The 25759-nt window shown below is 69.5% G+C and carries 27 protein-coding genes; 14 read left to right on the top strand and 13 right to left on the bottom strand.

The annotated features are described in order from the left end of the window. The first annotated feature begins 63 nt into the window (after positions 1 to 63). From NOV86_RS07190 to NOV86_RS07180, 3 genes are read left to right on the top strand one after another with little or no spacing between them, the layout of a single operon-like run. Entirely contained in the window at positions 64 to 1326 is a 1263-nt protein-coding gene (locus tag NOV86_RS07190; protein ID WP_267640661.1) for a potassium channel family protein, read from the top strand. Then, positions 1326 to 2519, top strand: coding sequence for a TrkA C-terminal domain-containing protein (locus NOV86_RS07185; RefSeq protein WP_267640660.1), 1194 nt, complete (start codon positions 1326 to 1328; stop codon positions 2517 to 2519). Before NOV86_RS07190 ends, NOV86_RS07185 begins: the two co-directional genes overlap by 1 nt. Positions 2520 to 2539: 20 nt before the next feature. Next, entirely contained in the window at positions 2540 to 2821 is a 282-nt protein-coding gene (locus NOV86_RS07180; protein WP_267640659.1) for a ubiquitin-like small modifier protein 1, read from the top strand. 17 nt (positions 2822 to 2838) lie between these two features. On the opposite strand, the gene NOV86_RS07175 is transcribed toward NOV86_RS07180, so the two are convergent. The 3 genes from NOV86_RS07175 to gatD all read right to left on the bottom strand — a co-directional run bounded on the left by NOV86_RS07175 (position 2839) and on the right by gatD (position 6200). Further along, on the bottom strand, positions 2839 to 3879 hold the full coding sequence (locus NOV86_RS07175) for a DUF4352 domain-containing protein (RefSeq protein WP_267640658.1): 1041 nt from the start codon (positions 3877 to 3879) through the stop codon (positions 2839 to 2841). 113 nt (positions 3880 to 3992) lie between these two features. Then, positions 3993 to 4943, bottom strand: a complete 951-nt coding sequence (locus NOV86_RS07170) for a GNAT family N-acetyltransferase (protein ID WP_267640657.1) — start codon at positions 4941 to 4943, stop codon at positions 3993 to 3995. Then, on the bottom strand, positions 4944 to 6200 hold the full coding sequence (gatD, locus tag NOV86_RS07165) for a Glu-tRNA(Gln) amidotransferase subunit GatD (protein WP_267640656.1): 1257 nt from the start codon (positions 6198 to 6200) through the stop codon (positions 4944 to 4946). It lies immediately after the preceding gene. A 128-nt stretch (positions 6201 to 6328) separates the two neighbouring features. On the opposite strand from gatD, the gene NOV86_RS07160 reads away from it, so the two are divergent. Then, positions 6329 to 6961, top strand: a complete 633-nt coding sequence (locus NOV86_RS07160) for a DUF8526 domain-containing protein (RefSeq protein ID WP_267640655.1) — start codon at positions 6329 to 6331, stop codon at positions 6959 to 6961. Positions 6962 to 6973: 12 nt separating this feature from the next. On the opposite strand, the gene NOV86_RS07155 is transcribed toward NOV86_RS07160, so the two are convergent. After that, positions 6974 to 7630 carry a metalloregulator ArsR/SmtB family transcription factor gene (locus NOV86_RS07155; protein ID WP_267640654.1) on the bottom strand — a complete coding sequence of 219 codons (657 nt, stop codon included), beginning with the start codon at positions 7628 to 7630 and terminating at the stop codon, positions 6974 to 6976. A gap of 43 nt (positions 7631 to 7673) precedes the next feature. Further along, positions 7674 to 8528: a hypothetical protein gene (locus NOV86_RS07150; RefSeq protein WP_267640653.1), complete on the bottom strand. Its 855-nt coding sequence runs from the start codon at positions 8526 to 8528 to the stop codon at positions 7674 to 7676. Between the two features lie 188 nt (positions 8529 to 8716). Here NOV86_RS07150 and NOV86_RS07145 point away from each other — a divergent pair, with 188 nt between their 5' ends. Both NOV86_RS07145 and NOV86_RS07140 read left to right on the top strand, forming a co-directional pair. Further along, positions 8717 to 9154 (top strand): DUF5802 family protein, encoded by a 438-nt coding sequence (locus tag NOV86_RS07145; RefSeq protein ID WP_368408761.1) that lies wholly within the window; start codon positions 8717 to 8719, stop codon positions 9152 to 9154. Between the two features lie 28 nt (positions 9155 to 9182). Next, positions 9183 to 10070: a Vms1/Ankzf1 family peptidyl-tRNA hydrolase gene (locus tag NOV86_RS07140; RefSeq protein WP_267640652.1), complete on the top strand. Its 888-nt coding sequence runs from the start codon at positions 9183 to 9185 to the stop codon at positions 10068 to 10070. A 20-nt stretch (positions 10071 to 10090) separates the two neighbouring features. Here NOV86_RS07140 and NOV86_RS07135 read toward each other — a convergent pair whose 3' ends face one another. After that, on the bottom strand, positions 10091 to 11788 hold the full coding sequence (locus NOV86_RS07135; RefSeq protein ID WP_267640651.1) for a sensor histidine kinase: 1698 nt from the start codon (positions 11786 to 11788) through the stop codon (positions 10091 to 10093). A gap of 117 nt (positions 11789 to 11905) precedes the next feature. On the opposite strand from NOV86_RS07135, the gene NOV86_RS07130 reads away from it, so the two are divergent. The 3 genes from NOV86_RS07130 to NOV86_RS07120 are packed head-to-tail and all read left to right on the top strand — an operon-like array spanning position 11906 to position 14272. Continuing rightward, positions 11906 to 12205, top strand: a complete 300-nt coding sequence (locus NOV86_RS07130) for a hypothetical protein (RefSeq protein WP_267640650.1) — start codon at positions 11906 to 11908, stop codon at positions 12203 to 12205. A 31-nt stretch (positions 12206 to 12236) separates the two neighbouring features. After that, positions 12237 to 13250: an N-acetyltransferase DgcN family protein gene (locus tag NOV86_RS07125; RefSeq protein ID WP_267640649.1), complete on the top strand. Its 1014-nt coding sequence runs from the start codon at positions 12237 to 12239 to the stop codon at positions 13248 to 13250. Then, on the top strand, positions 13247 to 14272 hold the full coding sequence (locus NOV86_RS07120; RefSeq protein ID WP_267640648.1) for a dipeptide epimerase: 1026 nt from the start codon (positions 13247 to 13249) through the stop codon (positions 14270 to 14272). Before NOV86_RS07125 ends, NOV86_RS07120 begins: the two co-directional genes overlap by 4 nt. Here NOV86_RS07120 and NOV86_RS07115 read toward each other — a convergent pair. After that, entirely contained in the window at positions 14264 to 15958 is a 1695-nt protein-coding gene (locus tag NOV86_RS07115; RefSeq protein ID WP_267640647.1) for a threonyl-tRNA synthetase editing domain-containing protein, read from the bottom strand. The two genes, NOV86_RS07120 and NOV86_RS07115, sit on opposite strands and share 9 nt — an antisense overlap. 73 nt (positions 15959 to 16031) lie before the next feature. Here NOV86_RS07115 and NOV86_RS07110 point away from each other — a divergent pair, with 73 nt between their 5' ends. Next, positions 16032 to 16490, top strand: coding sequence for a hypothetical protein (locus NOV86_RS07110; protein WP_267640646.1), 459 nt, complete (start codon positions 16032 to 16034; stop codon positions 16488 to 16490). Between the two features lie 3 nt (positions 16491 to 16493). Here NOV86_RS07110 and NOV86_RS07105 read toward each other — a convergent pair whose 3' ends face one another. The 4 genes from NOV86_RS07105 to NOV86_RS07090 all read right to left on the bottom strand — a co-directional run bounded on the left by NOV86_RS07105 (position 16494) and on the right by NOV86_RS07090 (position 21687). After that, a complete protein-coding gene (locus NOV86_RS07105; RefSeq protein ID WP_267640645.1) occupies positions 16494 to 17555 on the bottom strand; it encodes a DUF7972 family membrane protein in 1062 nt (353 codons plus the stop codon). A gap of 52 nt (positions 17556 to 17607) precedes the next feature. Beyond that, entirely contained in the window at positions 17608 to 19203 is a 1596-nt protein-coding gene (locus NOV86_RS07100) for a two-component system sensor histidine kinase NtrB (protein ID WP_267640644.1), read from the bottom strand. Further along, a complete protein-coding gene (locus tag NOV86_RS07095; RefSeq protein WP_267640643.1) occupies positions 19203 to 20669 on the bottom strand; it encodes an ATPase domain-containing protein in 1467 nt (488 codons plus the stop codon). Before NOV86_RS07095 ends, NOV86_RS07100 begins: the two co-directional genes overlap by 1 nt. Positions 20670 to 20799: 130 nt before the next feature. Beyond that, the gene (locus tag NOV86_RS07090; protein ID WP_267640642.1) at positions 20800 to 21687 is read right to left on the bottom strand and encodes a PspA/IM30 family protein; all 888 of its coding nucleotides are present in this window, start codon (positions 21685 to 21687) and stop codon (positions 20800 to 20802) included. Between the two features lie 54 nt (positions 21688 to 21741). Between NOV86_RS07090 and NOV86_RS07085 the strand changes: the two genes are divergently transcribed. The 4 genes from NOV86_RS07085 to NOV86_RS07070 all read left to right on the top strand — a co-directional run bounded on the left by NOV86_RS07085 (position 21742) and on the right by NOV86_RS07070 (position 23999). Then, positions 21742 to 22341, top strand: coding sequence for an alpha/beta hydrolase (locus tag NOV86_RS07085; protein ID WP_267640641.1), 600 nt, complete (start codon positions 21742 to 21744; stop codon positions 22339 to 22341). A gap of 88 nt (positions 22342 to 22429) precedes the next feature. Next, positions 22430 to 23263, top strand: coding sequence for a hypothetical protein (locus NOV86_RS07080; protein WP_267640640.1), 834 nt, complete (start codon positions 22430 to 22432; stop codon positions 23261 to 23263). An 82-nt stretch (positions 23264 to 23345) separates the two neighbouring features. After that, the gene (locus NOV86_RS07075; RefSeq protein WP_267640639.1) at positions 23346 to 23621 is read left to right on the top strand and encodes a hypothetical protein; all 276 of its coding nucleotides are present in this window, start codon (positions 23346 to 23348) and stop codon (positions 23619 to 23621) included. Between the two features lie 45 nt (positions 23622 to 23666). Next, positions 23667 to 23999, top strand: a complete 333-nt coding sequence (locus NOV86_RS07070) for a hypothetical protein (protein WP_267640638.1) — start codon at positions 23667 to 23669, stop codon at positions 23997 to 23999. An 18-nt stretch (positions 24000 to 24017) separates the two neighbouring features. On the opposite strand, the gene NOV86_RS07065 is transcribed toward NOV86_RS07070, so the two are convergent. After that, entirely contained in the window at positions 24018 to 24806 is a 789-nt protein-coding gene (locus NOV86_RS07065; protein ID WP_267640637.1) for a M14 family metallopeptidase, read from the bottom strand. 72 nt (positions 24807 to 24878) lie between these two features. Beyond that, the gene (locus tag NOV86_RS07060; protein WP_267640636.1) at positions 24879 to 25670 is read right to left on the bottom strand and encodes a M14 family metallopeptidase; all 792 of its coding nucleotides are present in this window, start codon (positions 25668 to 25670) and stop codon (positions 24879 to 24881) included. Between the last annotated feature and the right edge of the window lie 89 nt (positions 25671 to 25759).

The raw sequence follows: 25759 nt of genomic DNA, 5'->3' as shown, positions 1-25759 counted from the left end.
GCTATCCCGGACAGGGACGGGGGCGGCGATACTGGTTTATCGTCGGCGGCTGATTCGTCCGCCATGGCGTCACTTCCGGTCGAGATCCTCTTCGGGGTCTACCTCGGGTTGCTCGCGGGCATCATCCCCGCGCTCGTCTCGGGAAGCCTCGGCTTCATCTTCAAGTACTTCACAGGGGTGACGGTCCCCGGGCTCGGGGTCGTCGTCCTCGCGACTGCCATCGCCGGCATCAACGGCGGCCTGATGGGCCTGCTCGACGAGAGCGTGAAGAGCTCGCCCCGCATCCTGACCGCCGCCGTGGTCGTGATGATGCTCTCGCTGTGGGCGCACAGCCAGGGCGACAAGCTCGGGGCGAACCTGCCGCGGCGGTTCTCGCTCTCCGGGCTCAGAAAGCGGACCCTCTCGGCGGACGTGGTCGACTTCGTCGGCGGCGTCGGCAAGGTCACCATCGAACCCTCGGGGCCCATCCGCGACATGGAGGGCTACCCGGCGCTGCCGGCGGACCTCCGCCAGACGCTCTCGGAGGGGTCGTGGGCGCTGCCGGCGGACCTCCCGCTCTCGGAACTCGAGGCGCGACTCACCGAGCGCCTCAAGACCGAGTACGACCTCGCCGACGTGGCGGTCTCGCTCGACTCGCGGGCCCGCGCGACCATCACGGCGGCACCCCCGTCCAGCGGGCTCTCGCGGCGCGTGCCGACGGGCAGACGCGCCGTGTCGGTCCAGACGCTCGTGCCGACCGGCTGTGCCCGCGGCGACGACCTGACCCTGCACACCGAGGCCGGCACCACGACGGGCACGCTCCTCAGCGCGGCCTCGGGCGCCGGGAAGACGAAGGACGACGGCAAGGCGAAAGCGGACGACAAGCCGGCCGCGACCGACGGCGGGACCGACGAGGACACCCCGGCGGCACCGACGACCGCCCCGACCACGACCGGTGGCGAGGGCCGGCTGACCGCCGCCGTCCCCCGGACAGCCGCCGCCGACCTGCTCGGTGTCGACCGTGCCCGCGTGGCCATCCGGTCGCGCGGGACCCGCCGCGAGTTCGAACTCGTCTCGCTCCTGCGGCGCTCGGGCAAGCGGTTCCGGAAGCTCACGGCCCGGGCCGACGGCCCCCTCGACGGCGTGACCATCGGCGAGGCGAGTATCCGCGACAGCTACGAGGTGGCCGTGATGGCGGTCCGTCGGGCACCCGGTGACGACGTGTCCGAGCAGGAGCGTCGGTGGGTGTTCGCCCCCCGCGGTACCACGGGGCTGCGCGCCGGCGACGAACTGTTCGTCGTCGGGCGTCGCCAGGCCCTCGACTCGTTCACGGAGGCGGTCGCGTGATGCTGGACGCCCCCAGCGCCGCCCAGGTCGTCGTTCCCGGCGTCACCACCAGCGAGCTGTTCGTCGCCGTCATCGAGGTGCTCGGCCTCGGTGTCCTGGCGGCGGCCGTGGGTGCCGGCGTCGCGGTCCTCTACCGCTGGTACACCCGTGAGGCGGTCCCCGACGGGGTCGCCATCCTGCTCGGCATCGGGGTCGTCGCGCTCCTGCTCAACACCGAGGAGGCGCTGTCGACCACCACCTTCGAGGAGGTCGCGGCCGCGACGACCATCGCCAGCATCGTCGTCAGTGGCATCGGCTCGGACCTCGGCCGCAGGGGCGGCGACGCCTTCGCAGCCAGCGCCTTCGCGGTCACCGGCACGGCCAGGCTCGACCGCGAGGTCTCCCAGTTCGTCCGGGCGGTCGGCCGCGTGGTCACCGTCACCCTCCCCGAGGACATCGAGGACATCGACGGCTACGACCCGGTCGACCCGAAGACGAAGGAGGCCCTCGCCGAGACCACGTTCGTCTTCCCGCGGCGCATCACCGTCGCGGAACTGCGCGACCGCGTGGTCGGCCGGCTGAAGGACGACTACGGCGTCGGCCACGTCGACATCGAGATTGCCGAGGACGGGAGCGTCCCCTACCTCGCGGTGGGGTCGCGCGCCGCCGGCCTCGGGCCCACCCTCGCGCCCGGAACCGTCGCCGTCGCCATCAAAGCCGACCCCGCGAACGCGGCCAGCCCCGGCGACGTGGTGCAGGTCTGGGAGCGCACCGAGGAGGGCCTCCAGCGCCGCGCGACCGGCGAACTCCGGGCCACCCAGGGCGACGTGGTCACCCTCGCGGTCGACGAGACCGACGCCGAGGCGCTCTCGGACACGACCGAGTACCGCCTCGTCACCCTGCCGGCCGAACCCAGCGCCGACCGCGAGTTCGCCTCCCTGCTCCGGGTCGCCGACGAGACCATGGGCGCGGTCGCCATCGACGAGGGCTCCGCGCTCGCCGGCCTCACCGTCGGCGCGCTCGACGTCACCGTCGCCGCCATCCGCAGTCCCGACGGCGCCGTCACGGCCACGCCCCCGCGGACCACGCCGCTCCCGGCCGGGACGACGGTCTACGTCATCGCCCGGCCCGACGCCCTCCGGACCTTCGAGGCCGCCGCGCGGGGTGACGCCGACGCCGCCGCGGTCGCTGCCGAGGCAGAAACGCTTTCGTGACTCCGTCGGTGAGTTCCGGTATGCACTGGAAGCTCTTCGCCGACCTCGCCGAGGTCGCCGGGTCGAAGGAGGTCGACGTCGCGGTCGCGGCCGCCGAGCCCACGGTGGGTGACGCACTCGACGCGCTCTTCGACGCCCACCCCGGCCTCCGCGACCGCGTCCTCGACGACGCGGGCGACGTCGCCCCGCAGATAAACATCCTCAAGAACGGCTCGAACGTCCAGATGGAGGGCGACGGGCTGGCCGAACCCGTGGACGAGACGGACGAGTTGGCACTGTTCCCGCCCGTGAGTGGTGGCTGAAGGCTCGCTGACCGACGTTATCGGATTTTCCAGAACGTTTTGTCCTGCTCTGTCCACAGCGAGAAATCGAATATCCAGTACAGTGGAGACAGCCCAGCCTCCACCTCGTACGCGAGGCGTCCCCGTCTGGTCTCACCGTCGGCCAAGGGACTTCCCTGTTCGTAGTTCCGGTCCAGAGAAGATGTGGCCATCAGGTCCTCCTGGTAACTGAATCCCTCTCCGTCTTTCAACAGCATCTGTACGATGGTCGAGATTGTCTGCTTCTCCCCGGTCTCGTTCGTAGTCGAGATATCGATGACGACGAACTCCTTCCCGGAATCTGCCTCTGTGAACTCCCCGAGGCTCTCGGTCGTACTTACGTCGTTGACCGCCACTTTGGTTCCCTTGTACTCGACCGTGTCGCCGACTGCGTATGTTTCCACCTTGAGATTCTGTTCCAGATTTGCGACGGACGATGCTTCCGAGTCGAGGTTCACGATTGCTCGCTCGAGATTGAAGAGTGAGATTCCTGAAAAGTCGAACTGCAGTGTGAGCCCATCTGCGTCTGTCGGGACCTCGTACACCATGTCACCGCGGGCGACTTCACCAGGCGCTATCTGTCCTCCTCGAAGATTCTGGCCAGTCGATGCGAACGCCTGTTGGTAGGTGTACCCCTCGGAATCTTTGAGACGAGTCTGCAGAAGTCCACTGAATCCCACGAACTCGTCGCTGCTCGTGTTCTTGATTGCAAGTTCCACGACGACGAATTCGTTCCCAGAATCTGCCTCCTGGAATTGGTCGAGTTCCTTGGTCGTCGTCTTTGATCGAACGACCATGGAGAGTTGCTTACCGGTAATCTCCTCACCGACGATGAATTCGCCAGTTCCTCCGGTTTCCTCGTTCGTCGTTTCTTGTTCTGTAGAGTCACCCGTGTCGGTATCACCGGCAGCCGTATCGGTTCCTCCCTGGGTTGCTTGCCCGTTGGAGCTCGTAACCTTCTGTGGTGTTTCGGTTTCACTACACCCTGCGATGGTGCTGAGCAGCCCGCTTCCGAGTATCAGGTAGCGGCGTCTGTCCATAGTTAGAATATTTTCCCATGGTGGATTTTTCATTGGCTTGAATATACATATGATGTGAAATTATCTGTTGGGTGTTGGGAATGTAGCGAAACCCACAATATCTCTACAGTCTCCTATCCGAACTTCTCCCGGTAATCGGCCGTCAGATCCGCAGCCATCACGAAGTCGGGTTCGTCCGAGATGCCGGCCCGGAGCAACGATGCATCCGACACGTACGCCACTGTCTCGGGGATGAGGACGCGGACGTGGTCGGCGTCGAGCGAGGCGGCATCGCGCTGGATGGTCGCGACCAGTTCGCGGGCCGCGTCGAGGTCGTCCCAGCCGGCGACGCCGTACTCGACCCACGTCTTCTCCTCGCCTTCCTCGTTCTCGCGCTCGTAGTCCCGCACCCGGTACGTGACGCCGCGAACGCCCGAATCGCTCGTGACGGCGGCGAGCATCGTGTTCTCGGCGGCGCGCTCGAACAGCTCGGGGCGCAGCTCGACGACGGCCCAGGACTCGTCCATGGCGAGGCCGAGGCCGCGGAGGTGGTCGCGGGCGTCGCAGTCGGTCCAGTAGTTCCACGCGACGTTCGGGTCGGCGGTTGTCGCGAGGGGCCCCTCGGCCGCCGGGTCCGGGTCGGGGTGCATCCAGCGGAACTCGGTCGCGGGGCCGAAGCCGACGCCGCGGGAGTGGCCCAGCCCCATCGTGTTCCACGAGAACACCATGTTCCGGGCGACGGTGGCGCCCTGCTCGCGGGCCCAGTCCCACATCTCGTGGGTGAGCTCCAGGCCGATGTTCATGCCCCGGTAGTCGGGGTCGGTGCGCATGCCCTGGCACCAGGCTTCTCGCCCGGAGAGCAGGACGGTCTGGGCGATGGAGACGACCGTCCCGTCGACCTCGGCGACGCAGGTGTACTGCTGGTCGTACTCGTCCTCGTCTTCCAGCCAGTCGTGGTAGACCCGCGGGATGTAGTCGCTCCCGTCGCGGTCCGCCCAGGTGTCGCTGGTGAACGCGACCACGTCGTCGTAGTCGTCGTGGGTCGCGCGCCGGTAGGTCACGTCCCCGCTCATCTCGCCTGCCATCTACGCGTCCCAGGGGCGGGACTGCTCGGTTATCTCGCCGGCCAGCGGTTCGCGCATGGTCTTTGCGACTTCGGCGTCGTCGCGGTTCGCGAGCGTCCACATGAGCTTGACCTTCGCGACGGCGGGGAGCATGTCCTCGCCCTCGACGACGCCGGCGTCGAGCAGGTCGCGGCCGGTGTCGTATACGCGGTCGCAGACCCGGCCCTCGAGGCACTGGCTGGTCATGACGACGTGGGTGCCGTCCTCGACCAGTTCCTCGATGGTCGGGATGAAGTCGGTGTGGACGTGACCGAGGCCGGTCCCCTCGATGATGACGCCCGCCTTGCCCGCACAGACCTCGAAGAAGCCGGGGTCCATGCCGGGCGTGAACTTCACGAGTTCGACCTCGGACTCGAGGTCCGGGTGGATGGCGAGGTCGGCCTCGCCGCGCGGTTCGTACTCGCCGTGGAACTCGACGCTCTCGGCGTCGTAGTCGACGATGCCGAGGGGTTCGCCGCCGATGGTCTCGAAGGCGTCACGCCGGGAGGTGTGGTTCTTGCGGACGCGGGTGCCGCGGTGGAGCGCACAGAAGTCGTCGCTCTCGGAGCCGTGCATGCAGACCATGACCTCGGCGGCGTCGGCCTTCGCGGCCTCGACCGCACAGACCGCGTTCATGACGTTGTCCGAGGAGGGGCGGTCCGCCGAGCGCTGGCTGCCGGTGAAGACGATGGGGACCGGCGAGTCGAGCATGAACGAGAGCGCGGAGGCGGAGTACTGCATCGTGTCGGTGCCGTGCATGACGACGACGCCGTCGGCCCCGTTCTCGATCTCCTCGTGGACGGCCTCGGCGAGGTCCTGCCAGATGGGGACCTCCATGTTCTCCGAGAGGATGTTCGCGACGACGCGGCCGCGGTAGTTCGCCCGGCCCGCGAGGTCCGGGACCGCCCGGAGCACGTCCTCGGCGTCGAACTGGGCCGTGACGGCGCCGGTGCGGTAGTCGACGGTCGAGGCGATGGTGCCCCCGGTCGAGATGAGCGCGATGGTCGGGAGGTCCTCGTCGAACTCCACGGTGGAGGTGTCGCCGTCGTCCTTCTGTGCGCTCTCTATCTGGTAGACGTCGGACTCCAGCACCTCGACGTCGCTGTCCTCGCGGTCGATGCCGACGTTGTAGCCACCGTCGAGCTTGACCACGAGCTGCTCGGCTGTCGAGGAGGGGAGCAGGACGCCCTCGTACTCGCTGTCCGCCCGCGTGACACGGACGCGGTCGCCTGGGTTCATGCGAGGCGCTTCGCTACGCCTGCACCTAAAGGCATCCTTCTGGGCCACTCCCGCGCGAATCGACGGTCGGTGAAGTCGTCACTGGACCCACGAAAAGGCTCTTGTCAGTTCCAGCACTACTTCTGGATATGTCCGACCGCGGTGACGAGAAGACGGTCGAGAAACCCCCGGAGAAGTCCACCGAGGACCTCCTCGCCGAGACCGACGAACTGCTCTCGAACCTCGAGGGCGGCGAGAGCGACGGCGCCGGCGGGGAGGGCGGCCGCGACCGCCAGAAGCGCGACCGTCGCGCCAGCTCCGAGGAGGCCAACATGGACCTCGACCTCGGCCTCGACGACGAGCCCGCCGCGCCCCAGCAGTCGGCCGGCAGCGGCGACGAGGGCTGGACGCGGTACTTCAACCCGAAGTCGTTCCTGCTCGTCAGCGTCCTCCTGACCGTCGGGTTCGTCGCCGCGGGGTTCACCCCGCTGCTCGGCGGTATCGCGAGCTTCGTCGGGATGGTCGCCGCGGCCTTCGTCTACGGCCTCGGGACCTCGACCCGGCGCTACGCAGAGACCGCCCTCGCCGGCCTCGGCGTCGGCCTCGGCACCTCGCTGCTCAGCAACGTCCGGTTCGCGTTCCTCCCCGGCGGCGAGTGGCTGCTCGCCTTCGGCGCGGGCCTCGGGCTGGTCGGCGCGCTCGTCGGGTACTACTTCGGCCGCGACCTCCGGAACGGGCTCACCGCCGACCCGGACGACTTCGAGGACGACCTGTCCTGGTGAGAATCCGCGCGGTCAGTCGCCCAGCGACCAGCCCTCGCCCGTGTACCGCACCAGACCGTTCTCCTGTAGGTCCGCCAGCACCTCCTCGACCATCGCGGGCGGCGCGTCCACCGAGTTCGCGATCTCGACGACCGACTTCGGCTCCGAGCGCACCGCGAGCAGGATGTCCGCGTAGAGCCGCGAGTCGGAGCCCGCACCGACCGTCTCCGTGATGCGGTCGAGCACGTCCGTCATCCGGCCCTGGACCCATCGCTGGGCCATCGAGAGTTCGTTCTCCAGCTCCTCGAGCCGGGAGAGGTCCGCGATGAGGTCCTTGGGCTCGTGCTCGTCCTCGGAGTACTGCACGTCGAGCTTGAGGTGGCGACACGTCGTCATGTCGAGGCTCTTCGACGCCGGGTAGGCGCTCTTGGTGGCGAACCCGTACGGTGAGACGTTCACCTCCAGGCGGAGGTTCCGGGCGATGTGGAAGTACTTGCGACGCTGGTCGTCGGTGTGGCTCTCGATGAGCCCCGCGTCCTCCAGTTTGCGGAGGTGTTCGATGACCGCCTTCGGGCTGACACCGAGGTACTCGCTGATCTCGGTCACGTAACACGGTTTGCGTGCCAGCAGACGGAGTATCCGCCTGCGGTTCTCGTTCCCGAGCAGGTCTAGCAGCGCCGCTGAATCCATCTGTCACAACCTTGGCGAGGGGTGCGTAAAAGAATGTCTGTGCTTACCGCCGTGCCGCGATGTGGTCCGTGACGACCGAGGGAGCGTTGCCGCCGCCCTTGTCGCCGCCGTTGCCGCCGTTCCCGCCGTCGTTGCCGTTGCCGCCGCCGCTCCCGCCGTCGTTACCGGGGTCGTCCGGCGGACCGTTGTTGCCGCCAGTCTCGTTCCCCGTGGCGGTCTTGTTGGAGTTTCCCGGGGTCTCCTCCGGCGGGCCGCCGTTCCCGTTACCGCTCCCGTTGCCGTTCGTCTCGTTGTCGTTGCCCTTGTCCGGGCCCAGTCCGGGGACGTCCTCGGGCGGGCCGCCACCGGCGAGTTCGCGCGCCATCTCGGCGACCTCGGGGCCGGTCAGGTTACTGGCGTTCGCCCGGAGTTCGTCGAGCCGGGTCGTGTTCACGCCGGCCTCGGTCGCCCGCGTCTCGGTCTCGTTGATGGCGTCCGAGAGCGCCATCAGCTGGCTCGTGATGGCCGCGAGCTGTGCCCGGTACGCGACCGGGTTCATCTCGTCCTTGCGCTCTTTCAGGCGCGCCTTCTTCTTCTCGAGCGCGGTCAGCCGCGCGTCGATGGAGTTCACGCGCTGGTCGACCAGTTTCGCCTTCGATTCGTTCGCCGAGCCGTTCCAGGCCGCGTTCCACATGCCGGATTCGACCGACGCGTTGGCCTCTGTCGCGCTCGACTGCATGAACGTCGATATCTGCGAGCCCATCGACGAGTTCGCTGTCGTGTTGTTCTCCTGTAGCTGCACGTCCCCGTCTGCGTCACCCGATGCCAGGGAGATCCCCGGCCCGGTCCCCGTCGCCGCGACGGAGACCGCCCCTGTGATGAGCGAGAGACTGAGCACCACGGCGAGTATGCTCCGCATCACCTACTGATAGACCACCCACCACTAAAAAGTCGGGACACCGTTCGGACCGTTCAGGTGGGTCTTCACGTCGGTTTCGAATCCGTTCAGAACCGTTTTTCACGCCGTTTCACGGTCGAATTGTGGGTCGATATAAGTACTCTGGACAACCCTTTTGAGTGTCAATGACATGCACACAGGCGTACAGCATGTTCGAGGAATTCTCTCGCAGCTACTATCTCGGTCGACTCTACGTCACCCCGGCCGACCAGGACGGTGCAGTCATGGCGCGCGACCAGCACGAGCGCGTCACCGAACAACTCTACCACGACGGGTCCGGCATCACGCGACTCGACAGCCCGCTCGTGATGAAACTCGACACGGCACACCTCGCCGTCCACGGCGACGACGGCGTCCCCTCGGATACACTCGCGGTCCCGGGCCGCCTGTTCGACCGGCTCGACCTCGACAGCCCGCCCGCCCTCACGGAGGTCTTCCTGGCGAAGGCCGACCGCGCCAGCCAGCTCCTCCAGTTCACCGGCTACGGCGAGGACCTGTTCGGTGACGACGGGGACGACCCCGGCGACGGTGGCGGCCCCAGCGCCGGCTGGTCGCTCGGTCCCGGCGGTCCCGGCGCCGGAACGTAGAAGTGGCCGGCTCGCCCGCTTCTATTCGATGCTCGACGAGTTGCTCGGCCGCGCCGAACTGAAGACGCGCATCGAGGAGCTGGAGGCGGAGAAGGAGAGCCTCCAGAACCAGCTCGAGGCCGAACAGGAGCGACGCGCCGACGCCGCGACCGCGAGACAGGACGCCGAAGAGCGGGTGAACCGCCTGGAGGACCGCATCGCCCAGCTGGAGGGCGAACTCGACCGGGTCGAGGGCGAAGAGGCCGCCCTCGAGTACCGGGGCCAGGAGGACCTCCGCGGGGACCGCCTCTCGGCCGTCCTCTCCCGGCTCGAGAGCGTCGCGGCCGGCCCCGAGGGCGCGCTCTCGGCGATGGTGACCGACGACGTCCCCGAGCCCGCCGCGGACCAGCTCGGCCAGCGCGCGGCCCTGCTCGAACGCGCCGCCCCCTGCCTCTGCTACGCCGACGACGCCGGGCTGGTGCAGGCCGCCATCGAGCCCACCGTCGCCCCCGACGCGTTCTGCGAGTGGGACGACGCCTTCCGGCTCGACCGCGCGTGGTTCGAGCCCACGGGCCGGTTCTCGCTGGCGCTCGTCCGCGCCGACCTGTTCGCGCTCGGCACCTACGAGGGCGACGAGCGCGTCGCCGTCTCCGGGTTCGAGAGCGACGTGAAGGGCAAGCACTCGAAGGGTGGCTTCTCGCAGTCGCGCTTCGAGCGCATCCGCGACGAACAGATCGAGAACCACCTCGACGACTGTCGGGCCGCCATCGCCGACCGCGACGCGGACCGGCTCGTCGTCGTCGGTGACCGCCGGCTCGTCCGGGAGTTCGCCGACGAGGCGGTCGCGACCGCGGCGGTCGACGCCACGGGCGACCCAGAGGAGGCGCTCGCGGACGCCTTCCGCGAGTTCTTCACCATCCGCCTACACCTGCTGTAGGTCGTCTCCGGGCCGCGCGGTCACTTTTCGGGGGCCTCGCACCCGTCGGCGCAGGGGACGGTGACCGTGACGACCGTCCCGTCGTCGTCGGTGTCGAAGGTCACGTCCCCGCCGACCGACTGGGTCCCCCAGTTGACGACCCACAGCCCGAGCCCGCTCCCGTGGTCCAGTGGCGTCTCCGCCTCGTTCGAGAGGGGCGCGCGCTCGGAGTCCGGGATGCCGGGCCCGTCGTCGGCGACGACGACGAGCAGGTCCTCGCCGTCGTGTTCGGCGGTCAGGGAGATGCGCTGGTCCTCGCCCTCGTTGTGTTCGGCGGCGTTGACGAGCAGGTTCTCGACGACCGTCTCGCAGACGCCGGGACGGGGGACCACCGCGCGCGCCGGCAGGTCGGTGTCGATGGCCACCGCGGGGTACCGGGACCTGACCCCCGAGACGGTCGTCGTCAGCCTGCTGGCGAGGTCGCCCACGCGCTCCCCGTCCGCGTCGAGGACGAGCTGGAGCTCCCGCGCCCGCCTGGAGATACCGACGATGTCCGTCGCCACGTCGCGGATGTCGTTCGCGACCGCCGAGAGGTCCTCGTCGCCGGCCTGGTCCGCGATGAGCTGGGCGTAGCCGTCGACGATGGTCACGTCGTTGCGGACGTTGTGCCGGAGGACGCGGTTGAGCACCGACAGGCGCTTGTCGCGGCGGTGGCGCTCGGTCACGTCGGTCAGCACGAGCACCCGGCCGAGTTCCCGGTCCCGGTGGTCGGTCACCGGGGAGGCCTTCACCTCGTACACCCGGTCGTCGACCTCGGTCTGGTGCTGGGTGGTCCCACCGTCGGGGCGGGCGGCGACGGCGGGGAGCACGTCGCGGAGCTGTTCGCCGGTCACGTCCCGCCCGCCGGAGAAGAGTCGCTCGCGAGCCGCCGGGTTCACGTCGACGACGCGGTCGTCGTGGTCGACGAGGACGACGGCCTCGGTCATGTTCTCGACCATCGCCTGCTGGCCGAGCCGGCGCGAGGCCGGGACCCACTCGAAGCCCTCGTGGCGGAAGATGGCGACGCCGAACGCCAGCCCGGTGACCGCGAAGGCGTACGGCGTCAGGTCGAGCCCCTGGTAGGGGGCGTACCCGAATATCGAGAGCAGGTTGGCCGCGGCGGGGACGCCGGCACCGACGACGAACGCGGCGGTCTGGTCCCGGTAGACCTCGTCGGCGACGATGCCGTGGCGGACGAGCAGGCCGGTGCCGGTGAGCATGAGGACGAGTTCGTAGACGTACATCGTCCAGAACAGTGGCGTGTACTCCTGGTCGACGAGTGTGAGGCCGTTCCGGCTGACGACGTCGTAGCTGCGCCAGAGCGTCGGGACCGGGTCCACCCAGAGGACGAGGAGGCCCGCGACCGGGACGATGCAGACCACCGCGAGGAGGCGCCGGTCCAGCCACCGTTCGTGCCCGGTGTACTCGACCGCGAAGACGAACCATGTGACGGGGATGACCGCGATACCGAACCACATGACGCGCTCCCAGAACACGCGGGCGGTCGGGGCCGTCACCGGCGTCGAGAGGGCGACGGCGTACGTCGCGGTGTAGAAGGCGATAGCGAGCGTGAGGGCGCCGAAGGCGGCCGTTCCCGGGGCGTCCCGGCGCCGGAAGGCGAGGGCCCCGAGTGCGACCATCGCCACGGCACAGCCGCCGAGAATCGTCACTGGCGCGGCGAAGAGGGCACCCGGGAGCATGCCAGTATCTGTCAGGCCCGCTGGTTAATTTCTTTCGGCCATCCCTCCCCCCTGAAACAGCCAAGAGGAATCGACCCGTAGGGGTAGTATGGGTCGTAGTGCCACGGGAGGGGGACGATGACCATCGAGGTCGTCGAGTCGGTGGTCGGGTCCTGGGACGGTGTCGAATCCGGGCGGATGTTCGGGTTGCCCTCCTTCACGGTCGAGGACCGCCTGTTCGCGCTCGTCGACGCGGACCGCCTCGTCATCACGAACCTCACCGAGGCCGGGCGCGAGGAACTCGCCTCGCGGGCGCCGGTCGAACCCTTCGTCACCGACGGCCTCACCGTGGCCCGGTGGGCGGTCGTCTCGCTGGCCGACCTCGACGTGGCCGAGCCGTACCTGCGGCGGAGCTACGAGGCGGCCCGGAGGAGGTAGCCTTTTTTCCCCGCACGGGGAACCGGCGGGCATGCGTATCGCCATCCTCGCCCACGAGAAGTTCCCCGACCGCGCGAAGACCGCACTCGGGCTGTTGCGCTATTCGGACGACGAGGTCGTCGCCGTCCTCGACCGCGACGAGGCCGGCTCGCGGGTCTCTGACTTCGTCGACGACGTCCAGGACGCCCCCATCGTCGCCTCGATGGCCGACGCACCCGACTGCGACGCGCTGGTCATCGGTATCGCCCCCATCGGCGGTGGCTTCGACGAGACGTGGCGCGACGACGTCCGGACCGCGCTCTCGCGTGGCTGCGACCTCGTCTCGGGCCTGCACTACTTCCTCGAAAACGACGAGGAGTTCGCGAGCCTCGCGGCCGAACACGACTGTGACATCTGGGACGTGCGCAAGCCCGACCCGGACCTGACGGTCGCCCAGGGCGTCGCCGGCGAGGTCGACGCCGAGGTCGTCCTCACGGTCGGCTCGGACTGCTCGGTCGGGAAGATGACCGCGACGATGGAACTCTGCGAGGCCGCCCGCGCGGCCGGTCACGACGCGGCCGTCATCCCGACGGGTCAGACCGGCATCATGATCGAGGGGTGGGGCAACCCCGTCGACCGCGTCGTCAGCGACTTCACCGCGGGCGCGGTCGAGGAGATGATACTCGAGAAGGGCGACGACCACGACTACCTGTTCGTCGAGGGCCAGGGCGCCATCACGCACCCGGCGTACTCCGCCGTCACCTGCGGCATCCTCCACGGCGCGCAGGCCGACAAACTCGTCCTCTGTCACGACGCCGGGCGCGAGGTCGTCCACGGCTACGAGGACTATCCCCTGCAGGCCCTCGACACCTACGTCGACCTCTACGAGTCGCTCGCCGCGCCGGTCCACGAGACCGAGGTCGTCGGTGGCGCACTCAACACGTCGAGCATCGACTCCGACGAGGACGCCAGCGAGGCCCTCGCCGACTTCGCCGACGCCATCGACGCGCCCGCGGCCGACCTCGTCCGGTTCGACGCCGACGACCTGCTGGAGGCGATTCTATGAACGTCGCCATCGAGCGCGTCTCCCTGCCACTCGCGGAGACGTTCACCATCTCCCGTGGCTCGCAGGACGAAGCCGAGAACGTGGTCGTCCGGCTCTCTGACGGGGAACACGAAGGGGTCGGCGCGGCCGCCCCCTCGCGCCACTACGGCGAGACGGCCGACACGGTCGAGGCGGTGCTCTCGGGCCTGCGACCCGACCTCGAAGCCATCGACGACCCGTTCCGGGTCGCGGCCATCGAGCGCGACCTCCGCGAGGCCATCCGGGGGAACCCCGCCGCCCGGACCGCCGTCTCCATCGCGCTGCACGACCTCGTCGGCAAGCAGACCGACCTGCCCCTGTGGCGCTACTGGGGCCTCGACCCGGCCGCCGCACCCGAGACCTCCTACACGGTCGGTATCGCCGACCCCGAGACGATGGGGGAGAAGGCAGCCAGGGCCGCCGATTCGGGGTACGGCATCCTGAAGGTGAAGGTCGGGACCGACGACGACCGCGCCCGCATCGCCGCCGTGGCCGATGCCGCGCCCGAGGCGACCATCCGGGTGGACGCGAACGAGGCGTGGACGCCGAAGGAGGCGGTCGAGAACGCCGGCTGGCTCGCCGACTACGACGTGGAGTTCGTCGAGCAGCCGGTCCCCGCCGAGGACCCCGAGGGCCTGCGCTACGTCTACGAGCACTCGCCCCTGCCCATCGCGGTCGACGAGTCCTGTGTCGACCTCGCCGACGTACCACAGGTCGCGGACCGTGCCGACGTGGTCGTCCTCAAACTGATGAAGTGCGGCGGGCTGGTCGAGGCGAAGCGGATGATCCACACCGCCCGCGCTCACGGCCTCGAGGTCATGCTCGGCTGCATGATCGAGTCGGACGCGGCCATCTCCGCGGGCGGCCAGCTCGCGCCACTCTGTGACTACGTGGACCTCGACGGTTCCCTCCTGCTCGCCGACGACGCCGACCCCTACGACGGGCCGGTCCGCGCCGGTGGCACCATCGACCTCGACGACCAGCCCGGAATCGGGCTACGGTAGGCCCTGCCGCGAGACGAACCGGGGCAACGACCAGTCGACCGCCGGCACGTCCGCGAGTTCGTCACGGACGCGCCCGGCCAGTTCACTGACGGTCAACACCGTCTCGCGGCCGGTCGCCCGAACCTGCACCTTCAGCGGCGCACCGTCGACCTCGCGGTCCCCGACGACCACGACGTAGGGGACCCAGTCCGCCTCCGCGTCGGCGAGGCGACGCCCGACCGTATCGGCGGTCCGGTCGTCGACGTCGACCCGGCCGCCACCGGCGGCGACCCGGTCCGCCAGTTCCACGCAGTACGCGACGTGCTCGCCCTCGATGGGGACGAACCGGACCTGCGTGGGCGAGAGCCACGTCGGGAGCCGTGGGTGGGCCCTCGCCGCACCACGCGCCAGCAGGGCGGCCATCGCGGCGTCGAGGCTCCCGACCGGCTCGCAGTGAACCACGGTGGATTCGCCGTCGGCCTCGTCCTCCGACAGCGATTCGAGTTTCACCGACCCCGTCGGGACCGGTGCGCGCTCCCCCGCCACGACCGCGAGGTCGAGGCGCACCAGCCACCCGGGCCCGTCGCCGTCGTGCAGGTCGAGGAGGACGGGCTGGTCGAGGCTCGCCGCGAGGGAGCCGAACCAGTCCGCGTGGGCGTCGTGAACGGTCCGGCTGGTGCGGACCGTGGCGACCGGCGCGAGGTCGAGGCTCTCGTGGGCCGCGACGGCGCGGCCGGCGTGTGCGACGAACACGTCTCTGGCCGCGGCGTCGTCGCTGGTCGCGCTGGTGAGCGTCGGTATCGTCGCGCCACGCTGGCCGCGGAAGGGCCGGTGGCTGGCCGCCGCCGGCTCGTCGGTCCGCGTCTCGAACAGGTGCCGGGGCTCCGGACCCGGCGTCCAGTTCCGAAGGGCCGCGGCGGCGGCTCGGTCCCCGGAACCGGCTGGGGTCGCACTCCCACCGGCCGACTCGACCGGGGTCGCACCGACGGCCGCCGCGAGGTCGTCGACGACGGCGCGGATCGACTCCCTGACGAGGGTGCCGGCCGGCGAGTAGTGGAGCGATTCCGGCTCCTCCCCGGCGGTGTCTCCCGCCGCGAACCCCCGGTCGCGCAGGAGGTCGTCGAGGGACGGCTCCCCGGCGGCGGCCGGTTCCTCGCCCTCGATATCGTGTCGGACGAGTGCGGCCAGCGATGCCGGGAGCTGATTCTGGTCGCCCACCGGGTCGAGTCGCTGGCCGTCGGGCGTCAGCACGGTCCACTCGCGCTCGCCCCGGCCGGCGTCGGGGGGCACGTCGGCCGGCGTGACGTGGACCGACCGGACTGCGTGGGGGTGGCCCTTCGACGCCAGGTCGAGCGCGAGGAACCAGTCGGTCGGGGCGCGGGTGACCGAGTGGTCGGTGGCGAGGGCGTCCGCCACGGCGGCCAGCACCTCGTCGACGGCCTCGCCGGCGGCCGGCGCGTCGCTCAGGTGCTCGGTCGGGAGGAGGGCGAGGGAGTCCGTGTTCAGCCGGGCGGCCGTCTGCCGTATCTCGGCGGCGGCCTCGGCGGCCACCCCTACGGCCTCGTCGCCGGGTTCGACGGTCAGGGAGACGACGAGACAGTCCGACAGGTCGGCGGGCGCCGGCGGCCCGCGGGCCTTCGCGGCCTCGGTGGCCGGCGCGCCCCCCTCGAACCCGAGGCGGGCGGCGTGGATGCACAGCAGGCGCATGTCGACACCTTGCCGGGCCGGGGCAAAAGGGTGCCGACGACGGGTTTTGGAGGCTCGGGCGCGTACCGGGTACATGCGCTTCCCGTCGGTGTCGGGCGAGAACCTGGAGGGGGACCACTTCGAGCTACCGGCGGACTTCGCGGGGGACCCGACGCTCGCCGTCGTCTCCTTCCAGCGCTGGCACCAGCCCGCCGTCGAGTCGTGGCTGCGGGCGGCGAAACAGCTCCAGGGGCGGTATCCCGGGTTCGAGTACTACGAACTGCCCACGCTCTCGCACCGGCACCGGCTGGTGAAGTCGGTCCTGCCGGGCGGGCTCTCGGAGGGCGTCCCCGACGCCACCCAGCGCGCCCGCACCATCCGCCTCTACGTCGACGTGTCGCGCTTCCGGCAGGCACTCGGCATCCGGAGCGTCGACACCGTCCACGCGCTGTTGCTCGCCCCCGACGGGACGGTCCGGTGGCGCGCCCGTGGCTCGTGTACAAGAGAGCGGGCGAACGAACTCCGGCGGGCGGTGCGGCGCGCGAGCGCCTGAGGGCTACTTGTCGGTGTCCGGTTCGGTCGACCGGTCGGTCTCGCGCAGGATGAACGGACCGATGGAGAGCGTCCGCTTCGTCACCGTCGCGATGCGGGCCACGTACGAGAGCATGAGCGCGAACGGGACCACCGAGATGGCCACCGCCACCGCCAGCACGAGCAGGACGTTGCTCACGCCGAGGGTCTGGCCCGCGAACAGCGCCGCGTCGGCGTCGAAGAAGACGAGCATCGCGGTCGTGTTGACCAGCGCGGGGATGGCGGCGTACGTGATGGCCCGCGAGAGGTCGACCAGCTCCCACTGGAAGTAGAGCGTCTTCACGTGCTCGCGGGCGGGACCGTACAGCGAGAGCACGTTCTCCAGGGCGTCGAGCCGCTCCAGTGCCTCCTCGGAGAGTTCGTCGCCGTGTTCGGCACGGAGGCGCCGTGCGACGTGGATCTTCCACGAGTAGTTGTAGTCGAGCGCCGCGAACACCACGTCGAACTCGCCGAAGGTCGACCCTTCGAGGTCGCTCGCGACGTCCTCTGCGTTCTGGATGAGGCTGTCGGTGAGTTCGTCGACCATGTCGCGCACCGCCTCCTCGTCGTCGTCCGCGATGGCGTCCCGGAGGTCCTGGGCGTGGTCGCGCGAGGTCAGCACCAGCGTCCGGAGGAGTGCCGATGGCTCGGCCGGCGCGACCGGCTCCGTGACGACCTCGCGGACGTCCTCGCGGAAGGTCATCGCGCCCTCCATCCGGTCGCGCTGGTCACCCACCGCCCCGAGTTCCTGCGAGAGGACCAGCTGGTTGAGCGTCAGCACCAGGGTGACGCCGGTGATGATGGCGGTGACGAACGCCTGGAACAGTGTCTCGGTGGGGTCGCCGTCGGAGAGCAACGCGGCGGCGTCTGTCGGATGTGCGATACCGACGACCACGATGGACACGAAGACGAAGCCGACGAGCCCGGCGGCGACGACCAGCCGGTCGGCGTCCATGAGCAACCGGAGCTTCAGGGTGCTCTCGTCGACGCGGCGGCGAAGTTTGTCACTCGGCTGCGGGTCGCTGTCTCCGTCGTCTGTGCCAGACACGACCGGCAGTGGGGCAGCCGGCGGGAAAAATCGGGGGGCTAACCGGGTGCGGTCACGGGCCGGCCGCGTCCTCGACCGGGGCGTCGTCCCCGGTCGCGTCGGCTCCGTCGTCGCCTTCCTCGTCGTCGCCGCCGTCGCTTGCGTGCCGGATGTCGCGAGGTGCCGTCTCCTCTGGTTCGTCGTCACCCGGCTCGCCCTCGACGTCGTCGGCCGACGGGAGGTCGCCCCCGTTCGCGAACTCCACGTCCGTCACCTCGAACCGGACGCCACCCGTCTCGCTCTCGCCGAGGTCGACCTGCCAGCCGTGTGCCTCGGCGATGGACCGGACGATGGCGAGCCCGAAGCCGGTCCCCTCCTCGGAGGTGCTGTACCCGTACTCGAAGACCTTCTCGCGCTCCTTCTCGGGGATGCCCTGGCCGTCGTCCGCGACGTAGAAGCCGAACCTGTCGATGGGGCCGACCGTGACCGTCACGGTCCCGTCGCCGTGCTCGACCGAGTTCCGGAACAGGTTCATCAGCATGTCGTGCAGCCGGGAGTCGTCCGCCATGAGGAGCAACTGGCCGTCGGCGACCTCCAGGGTGGCCCCGTCGGTCTGCACGCTCGACCAGGCGGTCTCGGCGGCGGTCCGGAGCGACACCGGCTCGGCCTCGCCGACGACCTGCCCTTTCCGGGCGAGCGCGAGCACGTCCTCGATGAGGTCGTTCATCCGGGTGAGGGCGCGTTCGACCTTCTCGAAGTACTCGTCGTCGCCCGTCTCGCGCCCCAGGTCGAGGTTGAGGTTCGCGACCGTCAGCGGGTTCCGGAGGTCGTGACTGACGATGCTGGCGAAGCGTTCGAGGCGCTCGTTCTGGCGGGCCAGTTCGCGTCGGACCGCCCGGTCGGTCACGTCCCGCCCGACCCCGACGATGCCCAGGCACTCGCCGTCCGGGTCGGTGAGCCGGGCCGCGGTGAACTCGTAGGGGACCTCGCTCCCGTCCTCGGTCACCAGCGTCGACTCGACGCGGACGGTGCCGCCGCCGACGAGGACCGTCTCGAACGCGTTCTCCAGCGCTTCACGGTCGTCCTCGACGACGAGGTCGGTCAGGTCGAACCCGTCGAGTTCGTCGCTGGAGTGGCCGGCCACGGCCGCCAGCCGGTCGTTCCACCGCATGAGTTCGAGGTCGGTGTCGAACACGTAGAAGATGTCCGGCATGGCCCGCAGGGCGCTCTCGGTGAACGCGTGGGCCGTGCCGACCTCGTGCTCGCGGAGTTCCTGCAGTTCGAGCGACTGCCAGCGGGCGGTCAACAGCGTGCTCACCCGCGCGCCGAGTTCGGCCTGGCTCGTGGGGATGATGACCCGGTCGTCGATGAGGTCCCAGATGTCGTCGGAGAGTTGCGAGCGTTCGCGCTCTCGCATCACCATCAGGTACGGGAGGAAGACGGGCGTCGACTCTGCCTTGCGGCGTTCGAGTTCGCCGTGGTACTTCCGGAGCGTGACGAGGTCGAACAGGCAGAGGTCGAACGAGTCCGGGAGGGCGCCGTCGGTCGGGGTCTCGACCGTGAAGTGCCGGGAGAGCCACTCGGACAGCAGTTCGCGGTTTCGCTGGTGGACCAGCAACAGGACGACCGTCTCGCCCTTCTGGTCCGCCTCGGAGAGGACCGGCGACATCAGTCGAGTTCCTCCAGGCTCGGGATGTCACGCTCGTACCACATCGGCGTCCCGCTGAGGATGCCGTGGAGGTTGTCCAGTTCCTTCCCGACCGTGATGCCGTCGTCGCCGATGGAGAACGCGTGGATGGCGTGGTCGAACCCGCTGGCGCGCTTCTTCAGGACGCCGATGGAGCGGTGCAGGCGCGACCCCAGTTCGAAGTAGCCTAGGAAGATGATGTTGTCCGCGAGGTAGCTCGCCCGCCGCGAGGTCGGCCGGAACTGGCCGGTGATGGTCTCCATCTCGCTGGTCAGGAACGTCGTCACGCCCACGTTGCGCAGGTAGGCGACGACCGCGTGCAGCCGGGAGATGAGGTCGCGTTCCTCCCCGCTGATGGAGGCGACGTAGCCGTCGATGCCGTCGATGAGGACGTGCCGGGTGTCGCCGTCCTCGACCTCCCGGCGGACCTGCCGGGAGAACTGCTCGGCGGAGTGTTCGTGGGCGTCGACCTGCATCACCGAGATCATGTCCTGCTCGGCGAGCGCCTTGATGGGCATCCCCAGCGACTCCGCCCGGAGGACGAACGTGTTCTCTGACTCCTCGAAGAGGTAGATGACGCCGCGCTCGCCGCGTTCGGCCGCCGACAGCAGGAACTGCATGGCGACGGTGGTCTTCCCGACGCCGGTCGGACCGCTGATGAGCGTCGTCGTCCCGCGCTCGACGCCGCCGTTGAGCAACGCGTCGAGGTTCTCGTTGCCCGAGGAGATGGGGACCGGCTCGTAGTCGAGCTTGAACCGGCCGGGGCGCAACAGGGGGAAGACCTGCATGCCGCCATTGCGGATCTCGACGGTCTGGGGGCCCTTCTCGAACTCGCTGCCGCGCATCTTCGTCACCTCGACGTGGTGCAGGACGCGGCCGTAGTAGAGGTGGACGTTCCCGTCGCTGACGAACTGGAGGTCGTCGTCGGGGAAGTGCTGGGTCGACTGCGAGCTGAACAGGGTCGTACACCCGTTCTCCTTGAGGTACTGCAGGAACGACAGCACCTCCTCGCGGAACTGGAACTCGTCGGGCGAGAGATAGCGGAACTGCGTCAGGGGGTCGACGAAGACGCGCTCCGGCGCGTACCGCTCGACCGCGTCGGAGATGACGGCGGTGAACTCGCCGCGTTCGACCTCCGGGGAGGTGAAGATGTCGTACATCTTGTTCTCGACGAAGAAGTCCGAGGCGGGGCTCAGGTCGAGGATGTCGACGCCGTCGAGGTCCAGGCCCAGTCCCTCGGCGTCGGCCCGGATGTCGGCCTCCGGCGCGCCCAGGTTGATGAAGAGGGCGTTCTCGCCCTGGGTCACGCCCTCTATCAGGAAGTGGAGCCCGAGCAAGGTCTTCCCGACCCCCGGTTCTCCCCGGACCAGGTAGCTCCGGTTCCTGATGTACCCCCCGTGCAGGACCTCGTCGAGACCCTGGATTCCTGTCGAGACCCGCGCTGCCATAATACTCCATGTACGTGGGCAGGTAGGATGATTGTTTCTAGCGGGGGACGACAGGTGTGATTGAGGAGACAGGTACGGAAACGAGCGAGAAAACGGCCGTAACGGGTGGTGGGCGGGGACGAACGGGTCGTTACTTCTCCGATTCCTGCTCCTCTTCGACCTCGTCGAGTTCCGCTTCGACGTCGGTGCTGCCACCGCCCGAGCCGCCGGCGTTCGCCGCCTCGGCCGCCTCCATCTCCTGTTCGAGTTCGTCGAGTTCGGCCGAGACGTCCTCGTCGCTCACGTCGGCCTCGACGTCCTCGCCGCCGCCACCGGAGCCGCCCTTGCCCATCTCGGCCTTGAGCGTGTCGAGCTCGGCGTCGACCTCGCTGGAGGAGCCGAGCTGTTCGAGTTCGCGGTCGATGGAGTCCTTGTCACTGAGCGCGTCGTCGAACGCACCCTCGTCGTACAGTTCGTCCATGGCGGCCGCGCGGGCCTCCATGTCCTCGGTGCGCTCCTCGGCGCGCTCGATGGCCATGCCGACGTCCTCCATCTCGTCGCCGACGCCGGTCATCGCCTCGGAGACGCGGTTGCTCGCCTCGGCCGCCTCGTAGCGCGCCTTCATCGTCTCCTTCTTCGTCCGGAACTCCTCGATGCGGTTCTGGAGCTTCTCCTTCTTCTCTAAGAGCTGGTCCTGTGTGTTCTGGAGCTGCTCGATCTGGCCCTCGAGTTGCTCCATCTGGGTCATCTTCGTCTTCTTCTTCTCCAGGGCGCGCCGGGCGAGGTCCTCGCGGTCCTGGCGGACGGCCTCGCGCGCCTGGCGGTTGTGCTTCTCGACGTCCTCCTCGAGGCGTCGCTTCTGCATCTCCAGACGCTTCTTCTGCGTGGTGAGGTCCGCGATGCCGCGCTTGACCTGCTGGAGCTGGTCTCGCATCTGCTCGTACGAGTAATCGAGCGTCTCCGTCGGGTCCTCGGCCCGGTTCAGTATGGAGTTGATCTTGGACTTGATGACGTAGGAGGCGCGCGAGAGTATTCCCATACCCGTTTATTTCATCCCACGAACTTAAAAACGTCACTGTGCGAATGTATCTACATGTCCGACGAACTGCTGGTACCTGGCGCACGTGACGTCCGGGCGACACTCGACTCGGCCGGTGCGGACGCGACCACCTGCGTCGTCGCCTGTCCACCCCACCCACAGCACGGCGGGAACCGGAGCGACCGCCGGCTCGTGGCGGTCGGCGAGGTCCTGACGCACCACGGTATCGACTGCCTGCGCATCGACTACGGCGACTGGGACGAGGGCTACGGCGAGCGCGAGGACGTCCGCAACGCCTTGCGCTGGGCCGCCGACGAGTACGAGTCGGTCGGCCTGTTCGGCTACAGTTTCGGCGGCTGCGAGGCGCTGCTGGCGGCGGCCACCGTCGACGTGCCCGTCGCCGCCGTGTCGGTGCTCGCGCCGGCCGACCGGCTGGCCGACGACCTCGATGCGGTCGCCGCCCTCGAGGACATCGACTGCCCGGTGCAGGTGTGCTACGGCGAGCGCGACGACCTCGTGAACTGGGCGCCGGTCGTCGAGCGCGCCGAGGAACTGGGCCACGAGACGGTCGCCTACGGCGCCGACCACCACTTCGTCGGCCAGCACGAGAAGGTCGCGAACGCGGTCGGCTCGTTCCTCGTGGGCCGGCTGTAGGGCGTCGGCGGGTCCGGCGGCCACCCGCCCCCGAGGTGCGTGCTACCGCGAACCAAACTCTTTCACGGTGGCCGCCCACGTCCCGCGTATGCATCGGGGGGTCGGCGTGCTGGCGGTCGCGCTGTTGCTCGCCACCGCCGGGTGCGGGTCGCTCGTCGAGGCTCCCGACGCGACCACGCGCGAGCCCTTCGCGGTCGAGGAGACGGTGCGGGACGGCCCGCAGTCGGGTCCCGAGGTCGTCCCCGGCCTGACCTGGCGCGCCGTGACAGACGCCGAGGCGCTCGCGGAGAGCCATCGCTCGGTCGTCGCGGGCGAGTCCCGCGTCCTCCGGCGGGAACACGTCGTCCGGACCGACGACGGGTCGGTTCGCGCCCGGGCGGTCGGCGTGCTCCGGGTCGGCGAGGACGGACAGGTCGTCTACACATTCCGGTCCAGCGGCGCGAACCTCGGTGTGTTCGGCCTCCGGGCGACGAACTACTCGGTCTGGACCAACGGCTCCGTGACGGTGGTCCGGGTCCAGCGAGCGACGGGCGTCGCGTACGAGGTGCTGGATGGACGGCGTCGCCTCCCCGCCGATTCGACCGGCGCCGAGCGCGTCCGGGTCCTGTTCGAACGGGCCACCGTCCAGAACGTCACCACCCGGTACTGGAACGGCGACACCTACTACCGGGTCGAGGCGACGGTCGCACCCGGCGACATCAGCGGCTTCGCCGACCCCGACCTGTACCGGCTCTCCGCGAACGTGGTCAACAGCGGGGCCGTCGCGCGCCTGACCTTCCGGTACCCGTTCGTCCGCGGGGACGAACGATTCCTCCGCGAGCAGGACTGGTCGGTGGGGGCGGTCGGCAGTACCGTCGTGGAGCGCCCCGACTGGGTGGCGACCGCGCTCGACGGCGCGGCGAACCGGAGTCGGCCACGTTGAGGTGTCGGCGTCCCCGGCCCGCACCCGGTTCGCCCCGGCGACAGTAGCAACGCCTTTCCCGGCCCCCCGAGAACCGCCGGCCATGTCCGGACTCGTTCGCCGATGGACGCCCGAACTGGGCTGGTCGGCGCTCCTCGTGGGCGTCGTCGTCTCGCTCTGGGCGGTGTTCGCCCCCGGCGTCGGCTGTCGGCAGCACGCGCTCGGGTCGTGGCAAGGTCGCTTCGCCGTCTCCGGGACCGACCTGCTGCTCCTGCGGTGTGGCTCCCAGCCGTGGACCCTCGACCTGCGGCTCGTCGCCGGCGGCCTCGGCCTCCTCGTCCTCGGCACCCTGCTGGTGCTGCTGGCACGCCGGCTGTAGCACGGACAGCAACCGTTAGGCCGCTCCGGCCCGAACCTTCGACGGATGGCCAGAGATATCGACGACGCGGTGAACGAACTCGCCGACGTCACGGCCGGCCGCGACCTCGATTCGGTCCCCATCGTCGCGGTCACGGAGACGCCGACGACAGTCGAGGTCACCATCGGGCTCCCGTCGGGCAACGAGTTCACCGACACCTTCGACCGCCCGCCGGTCTGGGGCGCGAACTGCGACCTGAAGCGCTTCCTCGACGCGATGGGCGTCGCGCCCGACGACCTCGACGACCTCGTGGGGCGGGACGTACCGGCCTCTCGGCGGGTCGGGAAGGCAGGGCTGGAGTTCAGTATCGACCGCGAGCGCGTCTTCGAGGACGCGTAGTCGGGTGGTGCGTTCCGGTCAGGTCGTGACGGTCAGGTCGTCGAGCCGGGACGCGGTGTAGCCGAAGACGTCCTCGTAGCCGTCGGTCGAGAGGAGTACGGGGTAGAAGTCGCCCTCGGCGACCTGTTCGTGGCCGTCGACGGCCGCGTACGCCGTCCCGGAGTCGACCCGCTGGAAGTTCTCGACGAAGACCTCGTAGCGCTCGGCGGGTGCCTTCGGGATGCGTTCGTGGAGCCGGAAGCGCGGGATGGCGTTCGCCGGCACGTTCCCGGGGAGGACGCCGGTCGCCGTGAGGAACGCCCGCGTCAGCCGGTCGGCGTTCTCGGCGGCGGCCTCGGACCCCTGCAGGCCGGCCTCGACCTCGATGACGTCGACCGAGGTCTGGAGCCGCCCCTCGACGGAGTCGCCGGTCTCGACGACGGCGGCGACCGGGAGCCGCGGGATGATCTGCCTGACGTACTCGGTCAGCACGTCGTAGACGGCGAAAGGGTCGTCGTACGAGCGCGTCGAGTGGATGGAGAAGGTGAGACAATCCTCGACCTCGGCCTGTACTGCCGCGGCGAGTCGTTCCTCGTGGGTGTCGGCGTCGGGGTCGCCGGGGAAGACGCGGTTCATGTCCGCCTCGAGGTAGCGCACGCCCTGTTCCAGCGCCTCCTCGTTGGCGACGACGAGCTTGACGGGCCGACGGACGGTCGGCTCGTCGTCGAGCAACCGTTCGACGGCACGGACGCCACACGGCTCGTCGCCGTGGATGCCTGCGACGACGGCGATCTCGGGGTCGCCATCGCCCAACTGTTCGACGAGCATTCGTCAGACACCACCCGTCCTGGGCGCAAAAACGATGCGATTCACCAACCCGCGGAGCCGTCGCGTGTCGACTCAGCGACCGGAGTCGGGGTCGAGGTCGGAGAGACGGCCGACCCGTCTCGCGGCGAAGCCCACGATGTCGTCGTACCCGTCGGTCGACATGAGGACCGGGTAGAAGCAGTCGGGCCGGGTGAGCTCCTCGTCGCCCCGGCGGGCGAAGGGTTGGCCGGGCGGGACCGCCGCGAAGTTCTCCCCGAGGAACTCGTAGCCCGCGCCCTCGACGCGTTCTGTGACCGCGAATACCTCCGGGTCGCGCAGCGAGGCGGGGGCGTCGATGACGCCGTTGCCGGCGAGGAACCCGCGGAGGATGCGCTCGGCGGCGTCGACCGCGGCCTCGCTGCCCTTGAGCCCGCACTCGACCGCCGCACCGTCGCAGTAGCCGACGAGGCCGCCGGGGACGTGACTGATGTCGACGGCCCGGTCGACGCCGGCCCGCGCGAGGACGTGGAACGTCCCGGGCGTGGCCCGCTGGTAGAGCGCGAACGGCTCGGGCGAGGAGTGCGTCGAGTGCAGGTCGAGGACGCGCAGCCCCGCGAGTTCCTCCAGGAGTTCGGCGGCCAGTCGCCCCTCGTGGGTGTCGGCGTCGGGGTCGCCGGGGAACGCCCGGTTCAGGTCCTCGTCGACGAACCGGCTGCCCGCATCGAGCGCCCGTTCGTTCGCGACGACGAACTTCACGGGGGCCTCGACGGTCGGGTCGGCGTCCAGAAACCGGTCGAGTGCCCGCTTTCCACAGAGTTCGTCGCCGTGGATGCAGACCACGACCGCCACCTCGGGGTCTCCCGTGCCGAGCGAGACGACGCGCATGGCACCTCCCGGGCTCTCATCTGTCATAAATAATTCGCTTTGTGCTCCCGGGGTCGGCCGGGGTTCCGGGTGAACCGCCTTCAGACGCC

This window comes from Haloarchaeobius amylolyticus (assembly GCF_026616195.1).
Taxonomy (GTDB): domain Archaea; phylum Halobacteriota; class Halobacteria; order Halobacteriales; family Natrialbaceae; genus Haloarchaeobius; species Haloarchaeobius amylolyticus.
The sequence above is the reverse complement of the archived record's forward strand: the minus strand, read 5'-3'. Positions and strand labels throughout refer to the sequence as shown.

Excerpts from the sequence above, each read along its gene's own strand:
- NOV86_RS07190 (WP_267640661.1), top strand. The coding sequence starts at position 64 with ATGGCGTCACTTCCGGTCGAGATCCTCTTCGGGGTCTACCTCGGGTTG.
- NOV86_RS07185 (WP_267640660.1), top strand. The coding sequence starts at position 1,326 with ATGCTGGACGCCCCCAGCGCCGCCCAGGTCGTCGTTCCCGGCGTCACC.
- NOV86_RS07180 (WP_267640659.1), top strand. The coding sequence starts at position 2,540 with ATGCACTGGAAGCTCTTCGCCGACCTCGCCGAGGTCGCCGGGTCGAAG.
- NOV86_RS07175 (WP_267640658.1), bottom strand. The coding sequence starts at position 3,879 with ATGGACAGACGCCGCTACCTGATACTCGGAAGCGGGCTGCTCAGCACC.
- NOV86_RS07170 (WP_267640657.1), bottom strand. The coding sequence starts at position 4,943 with ATGGCAGGCGAGATGAGCGGGGACGTGACCTACCGGCGCGCGACCCAC.
- gatD (WP_267640656.1), bottom strand. The coding sequence starts at position 6,200 with ATGAACCCAGGCGACCGCGTCCGTGTCACGCGGGCGGACAGCGAGTAC.
- NOV86_RS07160 (WP_267640655.1), top strand. The coding sequence starts at position 6,329 with ATGTCCGACCGCGGTGACGAGAAGACGGTCGAGAAACCCCCGGAGAAG.
- NOV86_RS07155 (WP_267640654.1), bottom strand. The coding sequence starts at position 7,630 with ATGGATTCAGCGGCGCTGCTAGACCTGCTCGGGAACGAGAACCGCAGG.
- NOV86_RS07150 (WP_267640653.1), bottom strand. The coding sequence starts at position 8,528 with ATGCGGAGCATACTCGCCGTGGTGCTCAGTCTCTCGCTCATCACAGGG.
- NOV86_RS07145 (WP_368408761.1), top strand. The coding sequence starts at position 8,717 with ATGTTCGAGGAATTCTCTCGCAGCTACTATCTCGGTCGACTCTACGTC.
- NOV86_RS07140 (WP_267640652.1), top strand. The coding sequence starts at position 9,183 with ATGCTCGACGAGTTGCTCGGCCGCGCCGAACTGAAGACGCGCATCGAG.
- NOV86_RS07135 (WP_267640651.1), bottom strand. The coding sequence starts at position 11,788 with ATGCTCCCGGGTGCCCTCTTCGCCGCGCCAGTGACGATTCTCGGCGGC.
- NOV86_RS07130 (WP_267640650.1), top strand. The coding sequence starts at position 11,906 with ATGACCATCGAGGTCGTCGAGTCGGTGGTCGGGTCCTGGGACGGTGTC.
- NOV86_RS07125 (WP_267640649.1), top strand. The coding sequence starts at position 12,237 with ATGCGTATCGCCATCCTCGCCCACGAGAAGTTCCCCGACCGCGCGAAG.
- NOV86_RS07120 (WP_267640648.1), top strand. The coding sequence starts at position 13,247 with ATGAACGTCGCCATCGAGCGCGTCTCCCTGCCACTCGCGGAGACGTTC.
- NOV86_RS07115 (WP_267640647.1), bottom strand. The coding sequence starts at position 15,958 with ATGCGCCTGCTGTGCATCCACGCCGCCCGCCTCGGGTTCGAGGGGGGC.
- NOV86_RS07110 (WP_267640646.1), top strand. The coding sequence starts at position 16,032 with ATGCGCTTCCCGTCGGTGTCGGGCGAGAACCTGGAGGGGGACCACTTC.
- NOV86_RS07100 (WP_267640644.1), bottom strand. The coding sequence starts at position 19,203 with ATGTCGCCGGTCCTCTCCGAGGCGGACCAGAAGGGCGAGACGGTCGTC.
- NOV86_RS07095 (WP_267640643.1), bottom strand. The coding sequence starts at position 20,669 with ATGGCAGCGCGGGTCTCGACAGGAATCCAGGGTCTCGACGAGGTCCTG.
- NOV86_RS07090 (WP_267640642.1), bottom strand. The coding sequence starts at position 21,687 with ATGGGAATACTCTCGCGCGCCTCCTACGTCATCAAGTCCAAGATCAAC.
- NOV86_RS07085 (WP_267640641.1), top strand. The coding sequence starts at position 21,742 with ATGTCCGACGAACTGCTGGTACCTGGCGCACGTGACGTCCGGGCGACA.
- NOV86_RS07080 (WP_267640640.1), top strand. The coding sequence starts at position 22,430 with ATGCATCGGGGGGTCGGCGTGCTGGCGGTCGCGCTGTTGCTCGCCACC.
- NOV86_RS07075 (WP_267640639.1), top strand. The coding sequence starts at position 23,346 with ATGTCCGGACTCGTTCGCCGATGGACGCCCGAACTGGGCTGGTCGGCG.
- NOV86_RS07070 (WP_267640638.1), top strand. The coding sequence starts at position 23,667 with ATGGCCAGAGATATCGACGACGCGGTGAACGAACTCGCCGACGTCACG.
- NOV86_RS07065 (WP_267640637.1), bottom strand. The coding sequence starts at position 24,806 with ATGCTCGTCGAACAGTTGGGCGATGGCGACCCCGAGATCGCCGTCGTC.
- NOV86_RS07060 (WP_267640636.1), bottom strand. The coding sequence starts at position 25,670 with ATGCGCGTCGTCTCGCTCGGCACGGGAGACCCCGAGGTGGCGGTCGTG.